The sequence below is a fragment of the Pantoea sp. USMM079 genome (assembly GCF_037153115.1).
Classification (GTDB): Bacteria; Pseudomonadota; Gammaproteobacteria; order Enterobacterales; family Enterobacteriaceae; genus Pantoea; species Pantoea communis.
Map to the genome: position 1 here is coordinate 64,900 of NZ_JBBCKX010000006.1, position 17,521 is coordinate 82,420.

19 protein-coding genes are annotated in these 17,521 nt (G+C 54.3%); 11 read left to right on the plus strand and 8 right to left on the minus strand.

Annotation, left to right across the window (positions count from 1 at the left end; all coding sequences use genetic code 11):
• Positions 1 to 88 precede the first annotated feature (88 nt).
• Genes tamA through WFP70_RS11200 form a run of 3 tightly spaced genes read left to right on the plus strand, consistent with a single transcriptional unit; the run spans position 89 to position 5,951 of the window.
• Positions 89 to 1,828, plus strand: coding sequence for an autotransporter assembly complex protein TamA (tamA, locus tag WFP70_RS11190; protein WP_337023431.1), 1,740 nt, complete (start codon positions 89 to 91; stop codon positions 1,826 to 1,828).
• The gene (gene tamB / locus WFP70_RS11195; protein ID WP_337023430.1) at positions 1,825 to 5,595 is read left to right on the plus strand and encodes an autotransporter assembly complex protein TamB; all 3,771 of its coding nucleotides are present in this window, start codon (positions 1,825 to 1,827) and stop codon (positions 5,593 to 5,595) included. Before tamA ends, tamB begins: the two co-directional genes overlap by 4 nt.
• Before the next feature lie 2 nt (positions 5,596 to 5,597).
• Positions 5,598 to 5,951: a gamma-glutamylcyclotransferase family protein gene (locus WFP70_RS11200; protein ID WP_034829253.1), complete on the plus strand. Its 354-nt coding sequence runs from the start codon at positions 5,598 to 5,600 to the stop codon at positions 5,949 to 5,951.
• A 54-nt stretch (positions 5,952 to 6,005) separates the two neighbouring features.
• Here WFP70_RS11200 and ppa read toward each other — a convergent pair whose 3' ends face one another.
• The 3 genes from ppa to WFP70_RS11215 form a co-directional block, all read right to left on the minus strand.
• The gene (gene ppa, locus WFP70_RS11205; protein WP_337023429.1) at positions 6,006 to 6,536 is read right to left on the minus strand and encodes an inorganic diphosphatase; all 531 of its coding nucleotides are present in this window, start codon (positions 6,534 to 6,536) and stop codon (positions 6,006 to 6,008) included.
• A gap of 100 nt (positions 6,537 to 6,636) precedes the next feature.
• On the minus strand, positions 6,637 to 7,086 hold the full coding sequence (locus WFP70_RS11210) for a DUF441 domain-containing protein (protein ID WP_038644476.1): 450 nt from the start codon (positions 7,084 to 7,086) through the stop codon (positions 6,637 to 6,639).
• Between the two features lie 71 nt (positions 7,087 to 7,157).
• Positions 7,158 to 7,571: a lysozyme inhibitor LprI family protein gene (locus WFP70_RS11215; protein WP_160868589.1), complete on the minus strand. Its 414-nt coding sequence runs from the start codon at positions 7,569 to 7,571 to the stop codon at positions 7,158 to 7,160.
• A 168-nt stretch (positions 7,572 to 7,739) separates the two neighbouring features.
• On the opposite strand from WFP70_RS11215, the gene WFP70_RS11220 reads away from it, so the two are divergent.
• A complete protein-coding gene (locus WFP70_RS11220) occupies positions 7,740 to 9,308 on the plus strand; it encodes a methyl-accepting chemotaxis protein (RefSeq protein WP_205299061.1) in 1,569 nt (522 codons plus the stop codon).
• Between the two features lie 77 nt (positions 9,309 to 9,385).
• On the opposite strand, the gene WFP70_RS11225 is transcribed toward WFP70_RS11220, so the two are convergent.
• The 3 genes from WFP70_RS11225 to WFP70_RS11235 form a co-directional block, all read right to left on the minus strand.
• Positions 9,386 to 9,679, minus strand: a complete 294-nt coding sequence (locus tag WFP70_RS11225) for a helix-turn-helix domain-containing protein (protein ID WP_197080210.1) — start codon at positions 9,677 to 9,679, stop codon at positions 9,386 to 9,388.
• A 32-nt stretch (positions 9,680 to 9,711) separates the two neighbouring features.
• Positions 9,712 to 10,122 (minus strand): type II toxin-antitoxin system RelE/ParE family toxin, encoded by a 411-nt coding sequence (locus WFP70_RS11230; protein ID WP_337023428.1) that lies wholly within the window; start codon positions 10,120 to 10,122, stop codon positions 9,712 to 9,714.
• 197 nt (positions 10,123 to 10,319) lie between these two features.
• Positions 10,320 to 10,610 carry a helix-turn-helix domain-containing protein gene (locus WFP70_RS11235; protein WP_058959543.1) on the minus strand — a complete coding sequence of 97 codons (291 nt, stop codon included), beginning with the start codon at positions 10,608 to 10,610 and terminating at the stop codon, positions 10,320 to 10,322.
• Positions 10,611 to 10,702: 92 nt separating this feature from the next.
• Here WFP70_RS11235 and WFP70_RS11240 point away from each other — a divergent pair, with 92 nt between their 5' ends.
• Positions 10,703 to 10,960: a helix-turn-helix domain-containing protein gene (locus tag WFP70_RS11240; protein ID WP_034829244.1), complete on the plus strand. Its 258-nt coding sequence runs from the start codon at positions 10,703 to 10,705 to the stop codon at positions 10,958 to 10,960.
• Between the two features lie 51 nt (positions 10,961 to 11,011).
• Here WFP70_RS11240 and fbp read toward each other — a convergent pair whose 3' ends face one another.
• On the minus strand, positions 11,012 to 12,016 hold the full coding sequence (fbp, locus tag WFP70_RS11245; RefSeq protein ID WP_034829242.1) for a class 1 fructose-bisphosphatase: 1,005 nt from the start codon (positions 12,014 to 12,016) through the stop codon (positions 11,012 to 11,014).
• Positions 12,017 to 12,182: 166 nt separating this feature from the next.
• Here fbp and mpl point away from each other — a divergent pair, with 166 nt between their 5' ends.
• The gene (gene mpl, locus WFP70_RS11250) at positions 12,183 to 13,538 is read left to right on the plus strand and encodes a UDP-N-acetylmuramate:L-alanyl-gamma-D-glutamyl-meso-diaminopimelate ligase (protein WP_166936687.1); all 1,356 of its coding nucleotides are present in this window, start codon (positions 12,183 to 12,185) and stop codon (positions 13,536 to 13,538) included.
• A gap of 111 nt (positions 13,539 to 13,649) precedes the next feature.
• Here mpl and yjgA read toward each other — a convergent pair whose 3' ends face one another.
• Positions 13,650 to 14,198, minus strand: a complete 549-nt coding sequence (yjgA, locus tag WFP70_RS11255; RefSeq protein WP_034829237.1) for a ribosome biogenesis factor YjgA — start codon at positions 14,196 to 14,198, stop codon at positions 13,650 to 13,652.
• Between the two features lie 116 nt (positions 14,199 to 14,314).
• On the opposite strand from yjgA, the gene pmbA reads away from it, so the two are divergent.
• The 5 genes from pmbA (at position 14,315) to WFP70_RS11280 (ending at position 17,505) form a co-directional block, all read left to right on the plus strand.
• On the plus strand, positions 14,315 to 15,655 hold the full coding sequence (pmbA, locus tag WFP70_RS11260; RefSeq protein ID WP_337023427.1) for a metalloprotease PmbA: 1,341 nt from the start codon (positions 14,315 to 14,317) through the stop codon (positions 15,653 to 15,655).
• Positions 15,656 to 15,849: 194 nt separating this feature from the next.
• A complete protein-coding gene (gene cybC, locus WFP70_RS11265) occupies positions 15,850 to 16,236 on the plus strand; it encodes a cytochrome b562 (RefSeq protein WP_038644492.1) in 387 nt (128 codons plus the stop codon).
• A gap of 254 nt (positions 16,237 to 16,490) precedes the next feature.
• Entirely contained in the window at positions 16,491 to 16,829 is a 339-nt protein-coding gene (locus tag WFP70_RS11270; RefSeq protein ID WP_034829231.1) for a glycine dehydrogenase, read from the plus strand.
• 17 nt (positions 16,830 to 16,846) lie between these two features.
• A complete protein-coding gene (locus WFP70_RS11275) occupies positions 16,847 to 17,203 on the plus strand; it encodes an SFCGS family glycine-rich protein (RefSeq protein WP_009087404.1) in 357 nt (118 codons plus the stop codon).
• A 2-nt stretch (positions 17,204 to 17,205) separates the two neighbouring features.
• The gene (locus WFP70_RS11280; RefSeq protein WP_034829228.1) at positions 17,206 to 17,505 is read left to right on the plus strand and encodes a DUF4312 family protein; all 300 of its coding nucleotides are present in this window, start codon (positions 17,206 to 17,208) and stop codon (positions 17,503 to 17,505) included.
• The last annotated feature ends 16 nt before the right edge of the window (positions 17,506 to 17,521 follow it).

Here is a 17,521-nt window from a genome sequence, read left to right on the forward strand (position 1 = left end):
TGATGGGTAAGCGAGTGGTGGTGATAGCCTCCGATGAGAAATAACGCCCCTGCGGAATAAGGGGCAGGCATTATTAACAGGAGTACGCGTGCCGCGATTGCATATTTATTGTTTGGCCAGCCTGTTGCTTGCTGCACCTGCCGTTGAGGCAGCGAAAGTGCGCTTGCAGCTGGAAGGGCTAACCGGGGATTTACAGAAGAACGTCAGGGCGCGCCTGTCCACCATTGGAAGTGACGAAGTGTCGAGTGATGGGCGCTTCCAGGCGCGTGTCTCGCAGGCGATTAAAGAAGGCTTGCGGGCACTCGGTTATTACGAACCCGAAATCGATTTCGAATCACGTCCCGCTCCGCCGCAGGGCGGTCGACCGGTGCTGATCGCCCACGTTAAGCCGGGCGAACCGGTGAAAATCGGTGGCAGCCACATCGTGGTCGAAGGTGCCGCGAAGAACGATGATGATTATAAAGCCTGGGTGAAGCAGGGCACGCCGAAAGTCGGCACCCAACTCAATCACGGCGAATACGACAAATTTAAAAATGGCTTCTCCAGCCTGGCACTGCGTAATGGTTACTTCGACGGTGACTTTAAGCAAAGCCAGCTTGGCGTTTCGGTCGAAAGACGCGAAGCATTCTGGGATATCGATTACGACAGTGGCCCGCGCTACCGTTTTGGCGATGTCAGCTTCCAGGGCTCGCAAATCAACGAAGCCTACCTGCGGAATCTGGTGCCGTTCAAAAAGGGCGACCCTTACAGCTCGCGCGATCTGGCGGAATTAAACCGCCGCTTGTCAGCCACGGGCTGGTTTAACTCGGTGGTCGTTGCCCCGGAATTCGACAAAGGTCGTCAGACCAAAGTGCTGCCGCTGAATGCCGCCGTTTCGCCACGCGTTGAAAACACCATCGAAGCCGGTGTCGGCTATTCCACCGATGTCGGCCCGCGCCTGAAAGGCACGTGGAAAAAGCCGTGGATCAACAGCAGCGGTCATAGCCTCACCGCCAGCTCCTATATTTCCGCACCTGAACAACAGCTCGATCTCAGCTATAAAGTGCCGCTGCTGAAGAGCCCGCTGGAGCAGTATTACACCTTCTCGGGTGGTTTGAAGCGTACCGATCTCAACGACACCAAAGCCGACACCACCACGTTGGGCGTGTCGCGTAACTGGGACAGCAGTTCCGGCTGGCAGCGTGCGGTAAACCTGAAATGGAGTCTGGATCACTTTACCCAGGGTAGCGTCACCAACACCACTATGCTGCTCTATCCGGGCGTGAGCCTGAGCCGCACCCGTTCACGTGGCGGTTTAATGCCGACCTGGGGTGACTCGCAGCGCTACTCGGTGGATGTCTCTGATACCACCTGGGGATCGGATGTCGACTTCCTGATCCTGCAGGCGCAAAACGTCTGGATCCGTATGCTGGGCGACAAAAATCGCTTTGTGGTACGCGGTAACCTGGGCTGGATCGAGACCAACGACTTCGACAAAGTTCCGCCGGATCTGCGCTTCTTCGCCGGGGGCGACCGTAGTATTCGCGGCTATAAATACAAAGATGTCTCGCCGCGCGACAGTGACGGCAAGCTGACCGGTGCCTCCAAAATGGCCACCGGCTCGCTGGAGTATCAATACAACGTAACCGGTAAGTGGTGGGGCGCGGTGTTTATCGATTCCGGTGAAGCAGTGAACGACATCAAACAGAGTGATTTTAAAACCGGTGCCGGTGTCGGGGTGCGCTGGGCTTCTCCGGTGGGGCCGATTAAGTTTGATATCGCGCGGCCGATTGGCGATGACAAGGAACATGGTTTGCAATTCTATGTAGGACTGGGGCCTGAACTATGAAGCTGTGGAAAAAGGTCCTGATTGGATTCGGTATTTTTCTGGTGGTGCTGTTTGGCAGCGTGGCGTTTCTGATTGGCACCACACCCGGATTGCATCTGGTGCTGAAAGGTGCCGATCGCTGGGTGCCCGGTTTATCGATAAACAAAGTCGAAGGTGGCTGGCGTGATCTGACGCTGAGTGGGGTGAAGTATGAGATGCCGGGCGTCAGCGTGGATGCTGGACGCTTCCATTTGGCGCTCAACCTGAACTGCCTGCTGCACTCGTCGGTGTGCGTGAATGACATCGGCTTGCAGGATGTCAGCGTGGTGGTCGACAGCAAGAAAATGGCCCCGGCCGCTGCACCACCGCCGCAGGAAGAGAGCGGTAGCACCAACCTGACCACGCCGTATCCGATAACGCTCAGCAAGGTCGGGCTGCACAACATCAACGTCAAAGTGGATGACACATCCATCTCGCTGCTGGACTTCACCACCGGCCTCAACTGGCAGGGGCGCGCGCTGACGTTAACCCCAACGCATATTCAAAGCCTGCTGATAGCGCTGCCGAAGGCGGCGAAAGTGGTTGATGAGCAAGTGGTGCAGCCGAAAGTGCAACAGCCGCAGCCGGATGAGAAACCCTTGGGTGAAACGCTGCAAGAGATGTTTGCCAAACCGCTGTTACCCGAACTGCCTGACTTCCAGCTGCCGCTGGATATTACCGTTCAGGAGCTGCTCGGCGAACAGCTGCGCCTGACCGGCGATACCGATGTGTCGATTACCCGTCTGTTGCTGAAAGCTAAAACCGCTGACCGCCATCTTCAGTTAGAAACCTTTGACATCGATTCACCGCAAGGGCAGGTGAATGCCAGCGGTGATGCGCAATTGGCGGATAACTGGCCAGTGAATTTCGCGCTCAGCGGATCGTTAAATCTCGATCCCATCAAGGGCGAGAAGATCAAAATGAACCTCAGCGGTGCGATGCGTGAAGAGCTTAAGCTGGGGCTGAATCTCTCTGGCCCGGTCCGCGCACAGCTGGATGCCGCTGCGCAACCGGCGGTGGCGGGTCTGCCACTGTCACTGAAACTCACCAGCCCGGAGTTGCGCTGGCCGCTTGCCGGCCCGGTGCAGTATCAGGCGGATAACCTCGATTATCAGTTCAAAGGCAAAGCCACTGATTATGTGATGTCACTGCGCACCGCTGTGAAAGGCGAAGCCGTGCCGCCGGCGACCATTGCGCTTGATGGCAAAGGCAACGTGCAGCAGTTCAGTCTGGACAAGCTGCGCGTGGCGGCACTGCAGGGTAACGTTGATTTAACCGCGCTGGTGGACTGGAGCAAAGCCATCAGCTGGCGCAGCGAACTGACGCTCTCCGGTATCAACACCGCCAAACAGTACCCGGATTGGCCTGCCAAACTCGACGGCAAAATCGCCACGCGTGGCAGCCTGTACGGCGGAAGCTGGCAGCTCAGCGTGCCGCAGCTGGAGCTGAAAGGGAACGTGAAGCAGAACGCCGTCAGCGCCAATGGCTCACTCACCGGCAACAGCTATAACCAGTGGAAAATCCCGGGCATTAATATCGCGCTGGGCCGCAACCATCTGGACGTGAAAGGTGAACTGGGCGACACGCTCAACCTGGATGCCAATATCGATGCACCGCACCTGGATAACGCACTGCCGGGACTCGGCGGCGTGGCGAAAGGCACGGTAAAAGCACGCGGCACCTTGCAGGCACCGCAGCTGCTGGCCGATCTCACTGCAACCGGCTTGCGCTGGCAGCAACTGCAGATTCGTCGTGTGGCGCTGGAAGGTGATGTGAAATCCAGCGATCAGATCGCCGGTAAGCTGCAACTGCGCGTTGAGCAACTGCAACAGGACGCGCTGAAGATTAACCTGCTGACGCTGAATGCGGACGGCAACGAGAAGCAGCATCAGCTCAAGCTGAACGTCGAGGGCGAACCGGTCTCTGGCCAGTTGGCGCTCAACGGCAGCTTTGATCGCAAAACCGAACGCTGGCAGGGCAATCTCAACAACACGCACTTTGATACCCCGGTCGGCGAATGGCGTCTGACGCGTGCGATGGCGATTGATTACCTCAACAGCAAGCAGACCGCCACTATCGGGCCACACTGCTGGCAGAACCCGAACGCGCAGCTGTGTGTACCGGAGCCGATTGAAGCCGGGGCCAGCGGTCATGCTCATGTGGTGCTGAACCGTTTTGATCTGGCGATGATCAAACCTTTCCTCACGGATGCCACCAAGCTTAATGGCGTATTCAGTGGGGATGCGCGTGTGAACTGGACCGCCGACGGCGCGCTGCCAACCGGTACGGTCTCGCTGAAAGGTAACGGCGTGAAAGTCGAACAAGACGTGCAGGGCAACACGCTGCCGATCGCCTTTGACACGCTTAACCTGAATGCCGCGATGCGCAACGGTCGTGCCCAACTCGATTGGCTGATTCACATCGTCAACAACGGCCAGCTGAGCGGTAATGTGCAGATTGCCGATCCGCAAACCCGTCGCCAGCTGTCAGGTAATATTGGTATCAGCAATCTGTCGCTGGCGATGTTCAATCCGGCGTTGATGCAGGGTGAAAAGATTAAAGGCAACCTCAACAGCAACTTGCGTCTGGGCGGCACACTGCAACAGCCGCAGGTGTTTGGCCAGTTGGGGTTGAGCGATGTCAACGTGCAGGCCAGCTTTATGCCGGTCACACTCACCTCCGCCAATCTGAACATGGTGTTCAATGGCATGAGTTCGACGCTTAACGGCCTGTTACAGACGACGCAGGGCAACCTCAATCTGGGCGGCAATGCCGACTGGAGTCAACTGGATAACTGGCGTGCGCGCATCACCGCGCAGGGCAACAGGATTCGTGTCACCGTGCCACCGATGGTGCGTATGGATGTCTCGCCAGACCTGGTGTTTGAAGCCACGCCAGCCGCGTTTAATCTGGATGGTAAGGTCGATATTCCGTGGGCGCGTATTACGGTGCAGGAAGTGCCAGAAAGCGCCACTGGCGTTTCCTCGGATGAGGTGATGCTGGATAAAGATCTCAAGCCGATTCAACCGAAGACCGCCGCCATTCCGATCAACAGCAACCTGGTGATCCATGTCGGTAACGATGTGCGGCTGTCAGCCTTTGGTCTGAAAGCCAAGCTGAATGGCGATCTTAAACTGGTGCAGGATAAAACCGGTCTGGGCTTAAACGGACAGATCAATATTCCTGATGGCCGCTTCCACGCTTACGGGCAGGATCTGATTGTGCGTAAAGGCGAGTTGCAGTTTGCCGGGCCACCGGATCAGCCGTACGTTAACCTTGAAGCGATACGTAACCCGGAAGCCACCGAAGATGATGTCACCGCCGGTATTCGCGTCACCGGCCTGGCCGATGAGCCGAAAGTCGAGGTGTTCTCTGACCCCGCCATGTCGCAGCAGGAAGCGCTTTCTTACTTATTACGCGGTCAGGGACTCAGCAGTGATGGCGACAGTAATGCATTAACTTCAGCACTTGTGGGGTTAGGGGTTGCACAAAGTGGTCAGGTTATGGGTAAAATCGGCGAGACATTCGGCGTCAGTAACCTCGCGCTTGATACCACCGGTGTGGGCGACAGCCAGCAGGTGCAGGTGAGCGGTTATGTACTGCCGGGTCTACAAGTAAAATACGGTGTTGGCATATTTGATTCACTGGCGACGTTAACCTTGCGTTACCGCCTGATGCCCAAACTCTATTTGGAAGCCGTGTCCGGTCTCGATCAGGCACTGGATTTGCTCTATCAGTTTGAGTTTTAGCAATGCGAATAATTGTCTACGGCAGTTTACGGCGCAAACAGGGAAACAGTCACTGGATGACGAATGCGCAATGGCTCGGCGACCATCAGATTGAAGGGTTTGCGCTCTACAATCTGGGTCACTACCCGGGCGTCGTTGAAGATGAGGGAACCGTCTTCTGCGAAGTGTATCGCATCGATGCCAGCACGCTTGGCGAACTCGATGCCTTGCGCACCAAGAATGGCGAGTACAAACGCCAACTCATCCAGACGCCTTACGGCAGTGCCTGGCTGTATGTCTATCAGCGTTCGATTGCGGGTCGCACCCGCATTGCGAGCGGTGACTGGCTAAAGCGCGACGACGCACCCGAGGCATAAATAAAAACACCGTCCATTGGACGGTGTTTTTTTATGCTTGCGAGGCAGAGAAGATTATTTCTTCTGTGCGCGCTCGTAAGAAGAGATGATTTCAGTTTTGGCCGCTTCAGCGTTGTCCCAGCCGTCAACTTTTACCCATTTGCCTTTTTCCAGATCTTTGTAGTGCTCGAAGAAGTGGGTGATCTGCGCTTTCAGCAGTTCTGGCAGGTCGTTCACATCTTTGATGTGATCGTATTCTTTGCTCAGTTTGGTGTGCGGAACCGCAACCAGTTTGGCATCTTCGCCAGACTCGTCGGTCATTTTCAGCACGCCAACTGGACGGCAGCGAATCACTGAGCCCGGCACCAGCGGATACGGGGTTGGTACCAGCACGTCAACCGGATCACCATCCAGAGACAGGGTGTGGTTGATGTAACCGTAGTTGCACGGATAGAACATGGCGGTAGACATGAAACGGTCTACAAACAGGGCGCCAGACTCTTTGTCCACTTCATATTTGATCGGATCGGCATTCGCTGGGATCTCGATAACGACATAGATATCTTCTGGCAGTTCTTTACCTGCAGGCACCTGGTTCAAACTCATCTGGCTTTCCTTCATTGGTCGTATGTTGAGTGACGGCTATTATAGCCAACTGACTCTGAAAGTATGCCCCCTTTTTGGCGTTTCGGAATGCTCCAACGGCCTACTTCGCGGTGACAAACAGCGAGACAATCCCTGCAGCAATCAGTGGTCCGACCGGCACACCACGGAAAAACGCCACGCCAATCACGGTGCCGATTAACAATCCACCAATCACTGATGGCTGCACGCTCATAAAACTGACGCCGCGCCCGCCCAGCCAGGCAACAAACACCCCGACAATGATCGCCACGATCGATTGCCAGTTAGCAAATGACTTCAGCAAGGATGAAGCGGGCAACGTCCCACTTGCCAGTGGCGCCATCACTGCGACAGTTAGAATAATAATGCCGATCTGAATGCCCTGTTTTTCCACATACGGGAAGAACTGAGACAGCGGTGTCAGCTTGATGGCGAGCAGGATCAGAATGGAAATGGTAACGGCACTGTTATGAACGAAATAGCTCAGGACGGCGAGGCAGACCAGAATGATGGTAGAGGCATAAGCAGCCATGTTTTCTCCCTGAAGATGGATGGATGCGCAGGTCAGTGCCTGCGCTGACGTTTTTTTAACGCCACCATTTATCAACAATCATCGGGATTGGCGCAACTGCCTTTGTTCATTGATTGCAACATTAAAGCCTGATTCCGCACCAGATTAACGCCCTGAGCCCCGATGGAAAGGGCTGCCATGCTGCCCTGGCGACTCACAAAATAGCTGCGGCTGGCCTCGATCCAGCTATCGCGATAGGCCAGCCACGCGCGTTGGGCAGCACGTAATTTGTCTTTAGGTTCGCCAGTTAATTTTTTCATTATCTGGTTGTACTGCGTATTCATCTCTTTATCCCAGGCCTTATTGGCGCTGCCGTAACACTGAGACATGCCCGCGGTGCTGGATTCCTTGTCCAGACACTGCTGCAGCTGCTGGTCGAGCGGATGCGTCTGCGCCATAGCCATACTACTGGCGAACAGACAGGCAATCGGGAGCCACTTTTTCATCATTTCATTCCTTCATTTTTGCGCAGCGGACTTCAGAAAAGCTGAAGGGTAAGCGAACGTCGGCAGATTGACCATCAACATTGGATAAAGTTTCTGCGACCAGCTGCCGATAATCTCTCCGTTTTAGGGCCAGTGGAGTTCTGCCTTTTCATACACACGGGAATGATCATGATCAGACAACTATCAATACGTACCGCTTTACTTGCGTTGTTGGCCATCATGACGGTGATGCTGTTAGCCGTCAGCGCCATGGGCATCTATGCCATTAATGCTGGAAATCAATCTCTGGATGCGCTGAACCGCATTCAGGGGATTGAACTCAATAAGCTCTACCAAAGCCGTTCAGATTTAATGCGCGCCCGCGCCAATGCGGCGCTGGCCGTTCGTAAGATCGAAATTGGTCTGTTGGATGACGGCGCCAAAGTCACGCAGCAGGCGCAAGCCGCAGTGGACAGTTCTCACCAGTTCCTCAAAGCATTTGTCGATGCAGGCACCGTAACAGCGCATGGTAAAACTCTGGCCGATGCGATTGTGGCGACCTACAACGTCTACGATAAAGAAGGCATCACGCCCATGATGGATGCCTTAAAAAAACAGTATACCGATGAGTACTATCAGGTGCTGGAAGGCAAACAATCACAGCTGGCAGCAAACTATTCGAAGGCGGTGAATGATTTTAGTATTTACGCCGATGAAGTCTCTGCGGCACGCCTCAAGCAGGCGGCTGACAACGAAGTCCGGATGAAAGTGATGATTGGCGTGGTGATGGTACTGACACTGCTGCTGATCGTACTGGCCTGGCAGTTGTTGCGTCGCTCGCTGCTGCGTCCTCTGGACAACGCAATCCTACATCTGGAACAGATTGCGGCGGGCGATCTCTCGCAGCCTTTACCTGCCGCAGGAAAAAATGAAATTGGTCGCCTGAATCAGGCCCTTTCCGATATGCAGTTGGCGCTGCGTGATTCGGTGAGCCAGGTGCGTGAAGCCAGCATGCAGATTGATGTGGGCAGCCGTGAACTGGCGGCGGGCACTGTGCATCTGTCGCAGCGCACCGAAGAGTCTGCCGCCTCGCTGGAGCAAACGGCCGCCAGCATGGAGCAGCTGACCGCCACCGTCCGTCTTAACGCCAGTAACGCTCAGCAGGCCAATCAACTGGCCAGCAATGTGTCGACCAGCGCCGATCGTGGCGCAGAGGTAGTGGGTTACGTGATGGAGAAGATGCAGGAGATCACCCAAAGCTCTAACCGCATCGGCGACATCCTCAGCGTGATTGATGGTATCGCCTTCCAGACCAATATCCTCGCGCTGAACGCCTCGGTGGAAGCCGCGCGTGCTGGCGAGCAGGGCCGTGGCTTCGCCGTAGTCGCCAACGAAGTGCGTACGCTGGCTGGCCGTAGTGCGACCGCCGCTAAAGAGATTCGTGAGTTGATCAGCGAATCACAAACGCGCGTTAAAGAGGGAAGCGACATGGCGACACGCGCCGGTGAAACCATGGATGAAATCTCCAGCGAAGTGATGCGTGTGACCTCATTGATGAAAGAGATCTCTATTGCCTCGGAAGAGCAGAGCCGTGGGATTGAGCAGGTGAATCAGGCGGTGACGCAGATGGATGAAGCCGCGCAGCAAAACGCCGCGCTGGTGGAAGAAGCCAGTGCCGCCACGCAGTCGCTGGAAGCGCAGTCACAGCAGTTGCAGGAATCAATGGCGCAGTTCCGCGTGGCGACTAATACTATTTAATAATCTCAATGCCTGTGATTTAACACCCGCCCGCTACTGGTGACTCGTCAGCGCCGGAGCGGGTTTGTTCATGCAGTCTAAACTGCTAAAAAATCATCAAGTCCTTTGGCTTCAATGTGCCTCAAAGCAAGTGCAACAATCCCTTTAGGTTTTGTTGCACCACGCTCCCATTTCTGAAGGCAAGTCGTTGAAACTTCGATGCGTTCCGCAAACTGGCTTTGACTCAATTTCTCGCGTGCACGCATTGCCTTGATGCGCTCGCCAGTGATTGAATCTTTCATCGCCTCTAACTTGGCTTCTGCAAAGATGGCGTCAGCCTCTTGCATCATATCTGCTGAGATCAGACCCGCCTTAAACTGACGTTTCATCATTGCGTGCATTTTTAGTACGCGCCTATTAATCCTCATTTTTTACTCTCCTGATTAATAGAGGGTAACTCTACGTAAATCCGATTTTTCTCTAGCTTTTCGACTTGTTCAGCGCTGTAAGCTTTAGCCGCTTTAGATATTTGCCTGAACACTTTCAAATCAGAGTCATCTATCTCACGCTTATTTTTAGGGATCTCTTTTTTTTCCCAACCGTCGATAAAGTAGAGTTTATCTCCATGATGATAAGCAACAATTGTCCTTGCGCTATCCTCATCACCTAAACGCTTTTTGAAAATTCCACCGCCCAATGCGGCTTTAGTCGATCCATTTTTAATTTCTTCGATAAGCTCGGCTGCAACTGAACGTAAATCATCATCACTGATTTTTGATTTCTTCCGCTTCTTGTTATAGCTCCACTCGACGAAAATTCTTAACTCAATTTCCATTTGATATCGTCCCAGGTGTAGTAAAAAATACTATAGCCAGGATTATTGTAAGATTCAATGCTATAGGCGCAGCAAAACGCCGCGCTGGTGGAAGAAGCCAGTGCCGCCACGCAGTCGCTGGAAGCGCAGTCACAGCAGTTGCAGGAATCAATGGCGCAGTTCCGCGTCGTCGCCGCGTAAAAACAGGTGCAACGTGCTTATGGCGCGTTGCTACTTATCTCTTCAGCAAAGCGCAGGATCATGTCTGCTAATTGGTCATCTTCAGCCAGAAAATAGGCGGCGGGGATCTCCAGCGCTTTCGCCAGCAGTTGCAGCGTCAGTAAATCGGGCTGATGCACACCGACTTCATAACGATTGATGCGCGCACTGGCGGAAAACTCTTCAATGCCAGCGGCAATCCCTAACCCTTTTTGCGAAAAACCCTTCACCAGACGCACCTGTTTCAGGCGTCTACAGAAGGTATTTTGCAGGGAAGAGGTCGGTTTCATGCCTACGAGAATCGTAGATTTGCTGCTTGTCAGATACTACGAGTAACGTAGTATCGTTATGGCAACCTTTAACGAGAACTAAGGAGAGTGACGTGGGTGAAAGCAAGCAGGACTGGCATCAGGCCGATATTATAGCCGCCTTACGCAAGAGAGGGACTTCATTAGCCGCCGTATCACGTGAAGCGGGGTTGTGTTCGACCACTTTGGGCAATGCCTTAATCCGACCCTGGCCCAGGGGCGAATGGCTGATTGCCGAAGCGATTGGCATCGCACCGGATGAAATCTGGCCCAGCCGCTACTACTCCGCGCAGGGTGAATTGATTGATCGGCAAGCAAAGCGGCGAAAATAACCTAATAAAAAGCCCGCTCATTATTGGCGGGCTTTTTCACATCACATCAGCTTATTCGTGGCTGTCCGGGAACTCACGCATAAAGCGCTCAACGTCATCCACCATCGCATCGTTACCGCAGAAGAACGGGCAACGTTGGTGCAGGGTTTCAGGCTGGATGTCGAGGATACGGTTGGCACCATCGCTGGCTTTACCACCGGCTTGTTCCGCCAGGAATGCCATTGGGTTGCACTCATACAGCAGACGCAGCTTACCTTTCGGGTGGCTGGCGGTGCTTGGATAGAGGTAAATACCGCCTTTCAGCAGGTTACGGTGGAAGTCTGCCACCAGTGAACCGATGTAGCGCGAGGTGTATGGGCGCTTGGTGGCGATATCTTCTTCCTGACAGAACTTCAGGTATTTCTTCACGCCCTGCGGGAAGCGAATGTAGTTACCTTCGTTGATGGAGTAGGTGTAGCCTTTCTCCGGGAAGGTCATGCGCTCATGGCTCAGACAGAACACGCCCAGTGACGGATCGTAAGTAAACGCATGCACGCCCACACCGGTGGTGTAAACCATCATGGTGGAAGAACCGTAAACCACGTAACCGGCCGCAACCTGCTTGTTGCCCGGCTGCATAAAGTCAGCTTCGGTGATCGGCGTACCCGGCTCACTGATGCGGTGGTAGATGGAGAAGATGGTGCCGACGGAAACGTTCACGTCGATGTTGGAAGAGCCGTCCAGCGGATCCATTAACACCACGTATTTACCGTCTTCTGAGCCTTCAAAGATGACGAACTCATCTTCTTCTTCGGAAGCGATACCGGCAACCACACCACGCGCTTTCAGGGCAGCTTTCAGTTTTTCATTCGCGAAGAGGTCCAGCTTCATCTGCTGTTCGCCCTGCACGTTTTCCACGCCGCTGGCACCGAGGATATCCACCAGACCCGCTTTGTTGATGTCGCGGTGGATAATCTTGGCTCCGAGCTTAATGGAGGAAATCAGCGCCGTCAGTTCACCTGTGGCGTGTGGAAAGTCGTGTTGCTTCTCGACGATGAATTCGCCTAACGTTTTCATAACACATTCCCTGAATCTACGATGGAGTGGCAGCAGCTTTAACACGCTACCAACGTATGAGCGCAGTTTAGCCGATTGAACTTTAAAAACCATAGTCCTAATCCGTTTCTTCCCACTCTGCTCGGGGTTACACTGTGCGCCGAACTTTTGAGTAATGGATCTCTTTATGCGTATTCACATCCTTGGGATTTGTGGCACTTTCATGGGCGGACTGGCAATGCTGGCCCGTTCGCTAGGGCATGAAGTGACCGGCTCTGACGCCAATGTCTACCCGCCGATGAGCACCTTGCTGGAACAGCAAGGCATTGAATTGACAGAAGGTTATGATGCCAGTCAGCTCGATCCGCAGCCGGATCTGGTGATCATTGGCAACGCCATGACGCGCGGCAATCCGTGTGTGGAAGCGGTACTGGAACGTAACATTCCTTACCTCTCTGGCCCGCAGTGGCTGCATGATTTCGTGCTGCGTGACCGTTGGGTACTGGCCGTGGCCGGAACCCATGGCAAAACCACTACCGCAGGCATGGCAGCGTGGATTCTGGAGGCCTGTGGCCTTGAACCGGGCTTTATCATTGGTGGAGTGCCAGGAAACTTCGAGGTTTCGGCAAAATTAGGAAAAAGTCCATTCTTCGTGATTGAGGCGGATGAATACGACAGCGCGTTCTTCGACAAGCGTTCCAAATTTGTCCATTACTGCCCGCGCACGCTGATCCTCAACAATCTCGAATTCGATCACGCCGATATCTTTGATGACTTGCGCGCGATTCAGAAGCAGTTCCACCATCTGATTCGCATCGTGCCAGGCCAGGGCAAAATCCTGCTGCCGGAGCACGATAACAATCTTAAGCAAGTGATGGCGATGGGCTGCTGGAGCGAGCAGGAAACCGTCGGCGACAACGGCCACTGGCAGGCGAAAAAACTGACGCCAGACTCTTCGCACTGGGAGATCTGGCTGGACGGCGAGAAAGTCGGTGAAGTGAACTGGGCGCTGGTCGGCGAGCACAACATGCACAATGGCCTGATGGCGATTGCGGCCGCGCGTCACGTCGGGGTGAAACCGGTGGATGCCGGTGAAGCATTGAGCAGCTTTATCAATGCGCGCCGTCGTCTTGAGCTGCGTGGTGAAGTGAATGCCATCAAAGTGTATGACGATTTTGCCCATCACCCCACCGCGATTCTGGCCACGCTGGCGGCGCTGCGCAGCAAAGTCGGTGGTACCGCGCGTATTCTGGCGGTACTGGAGCCGCGATCCAACACCATGAAGATGGGCGTGAGCAAAAACGAGCTGGCCCCCTCTCTGGGGCGCGCCGATAGCGTGTTCCTGTTCCAGCCGCACCACATTCCATGGCAGGTGTCTGATGTCGCGGAAGCCTGCATCCAGCCGGCGAAGTGGAGCGCGGATATCGATACGCTGGTGGAAATGGTGGCAAAAGAAGCCCAGCCAGGTGATTCCATTCTGGTGATGAGTAACGGCGGGTTTGGTGGCATTCACCAGAAACTGCTGGAGAGATTGGGACGTTGATGGCGTGGCGACCCTTTAATCGGGGTTGCCACTGGGTTTGATGACGCTCTGTTAACCGCCCAAACTAAAAAGGGTCGCCCACTGGCGACCCTTTTTATGCACGCGGCAAACTTACGCCTCTGCCAGCTCGCGCAGATACTGGAAGATCTGACGGGTGGCTTTCGGTGGTTTGTTAGCGGCTTTCTCTTTCTGCGCATTACGGATCATGGTGCGCAGCTGCTGGCGATCGGCCTGCGGATAGAGATTAATCACTTCTGCGATAGCATCATCGCCTTTCTCGATCATGCGATCGCGCAGTTGCTCGAGTTTATGGAACAGCGCAACCTGCTGGTTATGGCGGTTCTTCAGCTTATCCAGTGCCTGACGAATCGGATCTTCATCGCGCGCGCGCAACATCTTACCGATCAGCTGCAACTGGCGGCGACGGCCTTCCTTTTTAATACGCTGTGCCAGCTCAATGGCGGCACGCAGATCATCGTCGAGTGGAATTTTGTCGAGGGAATTTTTCCCCAGATCAACTAACTCGGCGCCCAGGCGTTTCAGCTCTTCGGCGTCGCGTTTAATTTCGCTTTTGCTGACCCAGATAATCTCTTCGTCTTCATCTTCTTCGTTTTGATTATCTGGCACATCGTCGAGCCAGTCATCGGGCTGCTTGGTCATCTCTTGGCTCCCTAAAAAAAAGAGGCTAATCCTACCAGTTTATCGGGCGACTGCGAAATTGTTCTCTGAGTCTGATAGACTCAATAAATTCATACTTAAGATTAGACGGCAGGTCGATGAACGTATCTACTCAGGTTGCAGAACAACGTAAAGTGTTAGAACAGGCTGTCGCGCAGGCGCTGGAACTGGCGAAAGCCAGCACCGATGGAGCAGAAGTCGCGGTGACCAAAACCACCGGCATCGGCGTCAGTACCCGCTATGGCGAAGTGGAAAACGTCGAATTCAACAGCGATGGTGCACTTGGCATCACCGTCTATCATCAGAACCGCAAAGGCAGTGCTTCTTCAACCGACCTCAGCCCGGATGCCATCAAACGTACCGTGCAGGCGGCGATCGACATTGCGCGTTACACCTCGGTTGATCCTTTTGGTGCCCCGGCCGATCCCGATCTGCTGGCATTTGAAGCGCCGGATCTCGATCTTTACCATCCGTGGGAGATCGATGCCGATCGCGCTATCGAATGGGCTGCACAGGCCGAACAGGCGTCGCTGCAAGCTGACAAGCGCATTACCAATACCGAAGGCGGCAGCTTCAACAGCCACGTCGGCATCAAAGTGTTCGGTAACAGCCACGGTATGCTGCAGAGCTACTGCTCAAGCCGCCATTCGCTCTCCAGCTGTGTGATTGCCGAGCAGGATGGCAACATGGAGCGCGATTACGCCTACACCATCGGCCGTTCCATTGACGATCTGCAAACTGCGGATTGGGTGGGACAAGAGTGCGCACGTCGCGTGTTGTCACGCCTGGCGCCGCGCAAACTGCCAACCATGAAAGCGCCGGTGATCTTCGCGCCGGAAGTGGCGACGGGTCTGTTTGGCCATCTGGTCGGCATGATCAGCGGCGGTAGCGTCTATCGCAAAGCGACCTTCCTGCTGGATTCACTCGGCAAACAGATTTTGCCTGAGTGGCTGACGATTGAAGAGAAGCCGCACCTGCTGAAAGGCCTGGCGTCTACGCCGTTCGACAGCGAAGGTGTCCGCACTCAGGCGCGTGACATCATCAAAGATGGCGTGCTGCAAAACTGGCTGCTGACCAGCTATTCGGCACGTAAGCTTGGCTTGCAGAGCACCGGTCATGCGGGCGGCATTCACAACTGGCGCATTGCGGGTCAGGGGCATAGCTTTGAAGATATGCTGAAGCAGATGGGCCGTGGTTTAGTGGTTACCGAAATGATGGGCTCCAGCGTGAGTGCCATGACCGGTGACTATTCCCGCGGTGCCTCAGGCTTCTGGGTTGAAAACGGTGAAATCCAATATCCTGTGAGCGAGATCACAATTGCGGGCAACCTCAAGGATATGTGGCTCAATATGGTAACGCTCGGTAACGACATTGAAACGCGCAGCAATATACAATGCGGTTCGGTGCTGCTGCCGGAGATTAAAATCGCCGGACAATAAAGACATCGCTTCATGAAAGCAGCCCGCAAGGCTGCTTTTTTTTTAGCCCGACAATAATACCCCTTAATAATTCGCGTGACAGAAAGGCGGCAAGTGAATGAATCCTCAGGACATTACATCAGTAAGTGACTGAGGTGAGTGAGCGTAGCCAACGTGTCTGGAACCTGAAATATGACGGGAAATAAGGAATATTTATGCGTAAGCATGTGATTGCAATGTTGTCTCTCTCGCTGTTGTTCTCCTCGGCTAGCGTATTCGCCGCTGACCTGAAGAGTGATATGGATACCCTGAAAGATGGCCTGAGCGTGGTGAAGAAAACCTCTGATGCTCAGGAAATGCAAACCGCGCTCGGCAAGATGCGCCAGGCGGCGGAGGATGCTAAAAAATCCACGCCGGAAAAACTGGAAGGTCAGGCTGCCGATAGCGCCCAGATTAAGGATTATCACGCCGGTCTTGATTCTCTGATTGCGCAGATTGATGTCGTCGATCAGTTGGCGAAAGCCAACAAGCTCGACGAAGCCAAAACTGAAGCGAAGAAGTTGGAAGATATTCGTAACGCCAACCATAAGAAATTCCGCTGATAACCCGGCCAGCCCTGTGGCTGGCCTTATCTCCTCTCGCATTCCCTCCGTTTAAACGCATCGATTTCCGGCATAACCCGCATTTTTGTGACCTGTTTCGCACACTTCATGCGTAGTGCGATCTGGCGCACACACGCCCGTGGGATTTCCACTTTGAGGTGGAAAAGATGCGTCTCCACAGCCTGAAGCGGAAAGCGTAATTTCTTTCTAACGCGAATTATCTCTAATTATCCGCAGTAAACAGGAGTAGCAAGGTGAGGAGTGAAGCTGTCCCGCTGAAACCGAGTACGCCAGAAGCCATTCAGGCGTTGGCGGATAACACGTTGAAGCAGATTGCGGCGATCTACGCCGCGCACCACATCGAAGCCAATGCCGTGCAGCAGCAAATGCTGGCCTCGCATGTACGGGCGATGGCAGCGCGTTCCCTCACGGGAGAAGCCTTGCCGGAAGTGGAAGCCGAACTGTTTGAAGATATCTCGCCAGAAACCATGGCGCTGGCACAGCAGGTGGTCGATCTGTTTGGCAATCTGCCCAAAGAAGAAGCCTGGTTGTTATCGGTGCATATCGAAGTGGCGAAATCCAACGAAGCATAAATCGAGAGGAATTGAACATGGTAACAGTCGTGATTGGTGATCGTCTGGGTAAAGGTCAGAAAGTCGCAGCCGGTATTGAGAAAGCAGGCGGCCGTGCCGTGGTGGTGCCGGGCGTCGCAGCGGATATGAAGCTGGGCGATGTGATGAAAGCGGAAAACGCCGATTTCGGCATCTCTTTCTGCGGCAGCGGCGGTGCTGGTGCCATCACTGCGCAAAACAAATATGGCTACAAAGCCAAACACGGTATGCGTTCGATTGATGAAGGCGTGACCGCCATCAACGAAGGCGCCACCGTGCTGGGCTTTGGCTTTATGGATAAAGAAGAGCTGGGTGAACGTCTGGTGCAGGCCTGGAATAAAAAACACGGCAGCTAAGCATGAAACAGCAATACGAGACGCAGGTAACGGTGCAGGGCAAAGGCGACAGCAAAGCGAAAGCCTTTTCCGATGCATTGAGCAAGGTGCAGCAGCAAGTGCTGCGCACCAGCCAAAAGATTCTGTTGCGCATTGAACCCATAGATGTGCGGGTGCTGCGCGCGCAGGAGAGCGTACGCACAGAGAAGTTCTTGTTCTTCTTTCTGGCGCGCGAACGACGGAATTACAGCGTCGAGCTGGAGATTACCGTCAGCGTCACCGTGATCGACACCGATAAGGTGGATTTCATCGCGACGAAATAAAAACGACAACAAAGGG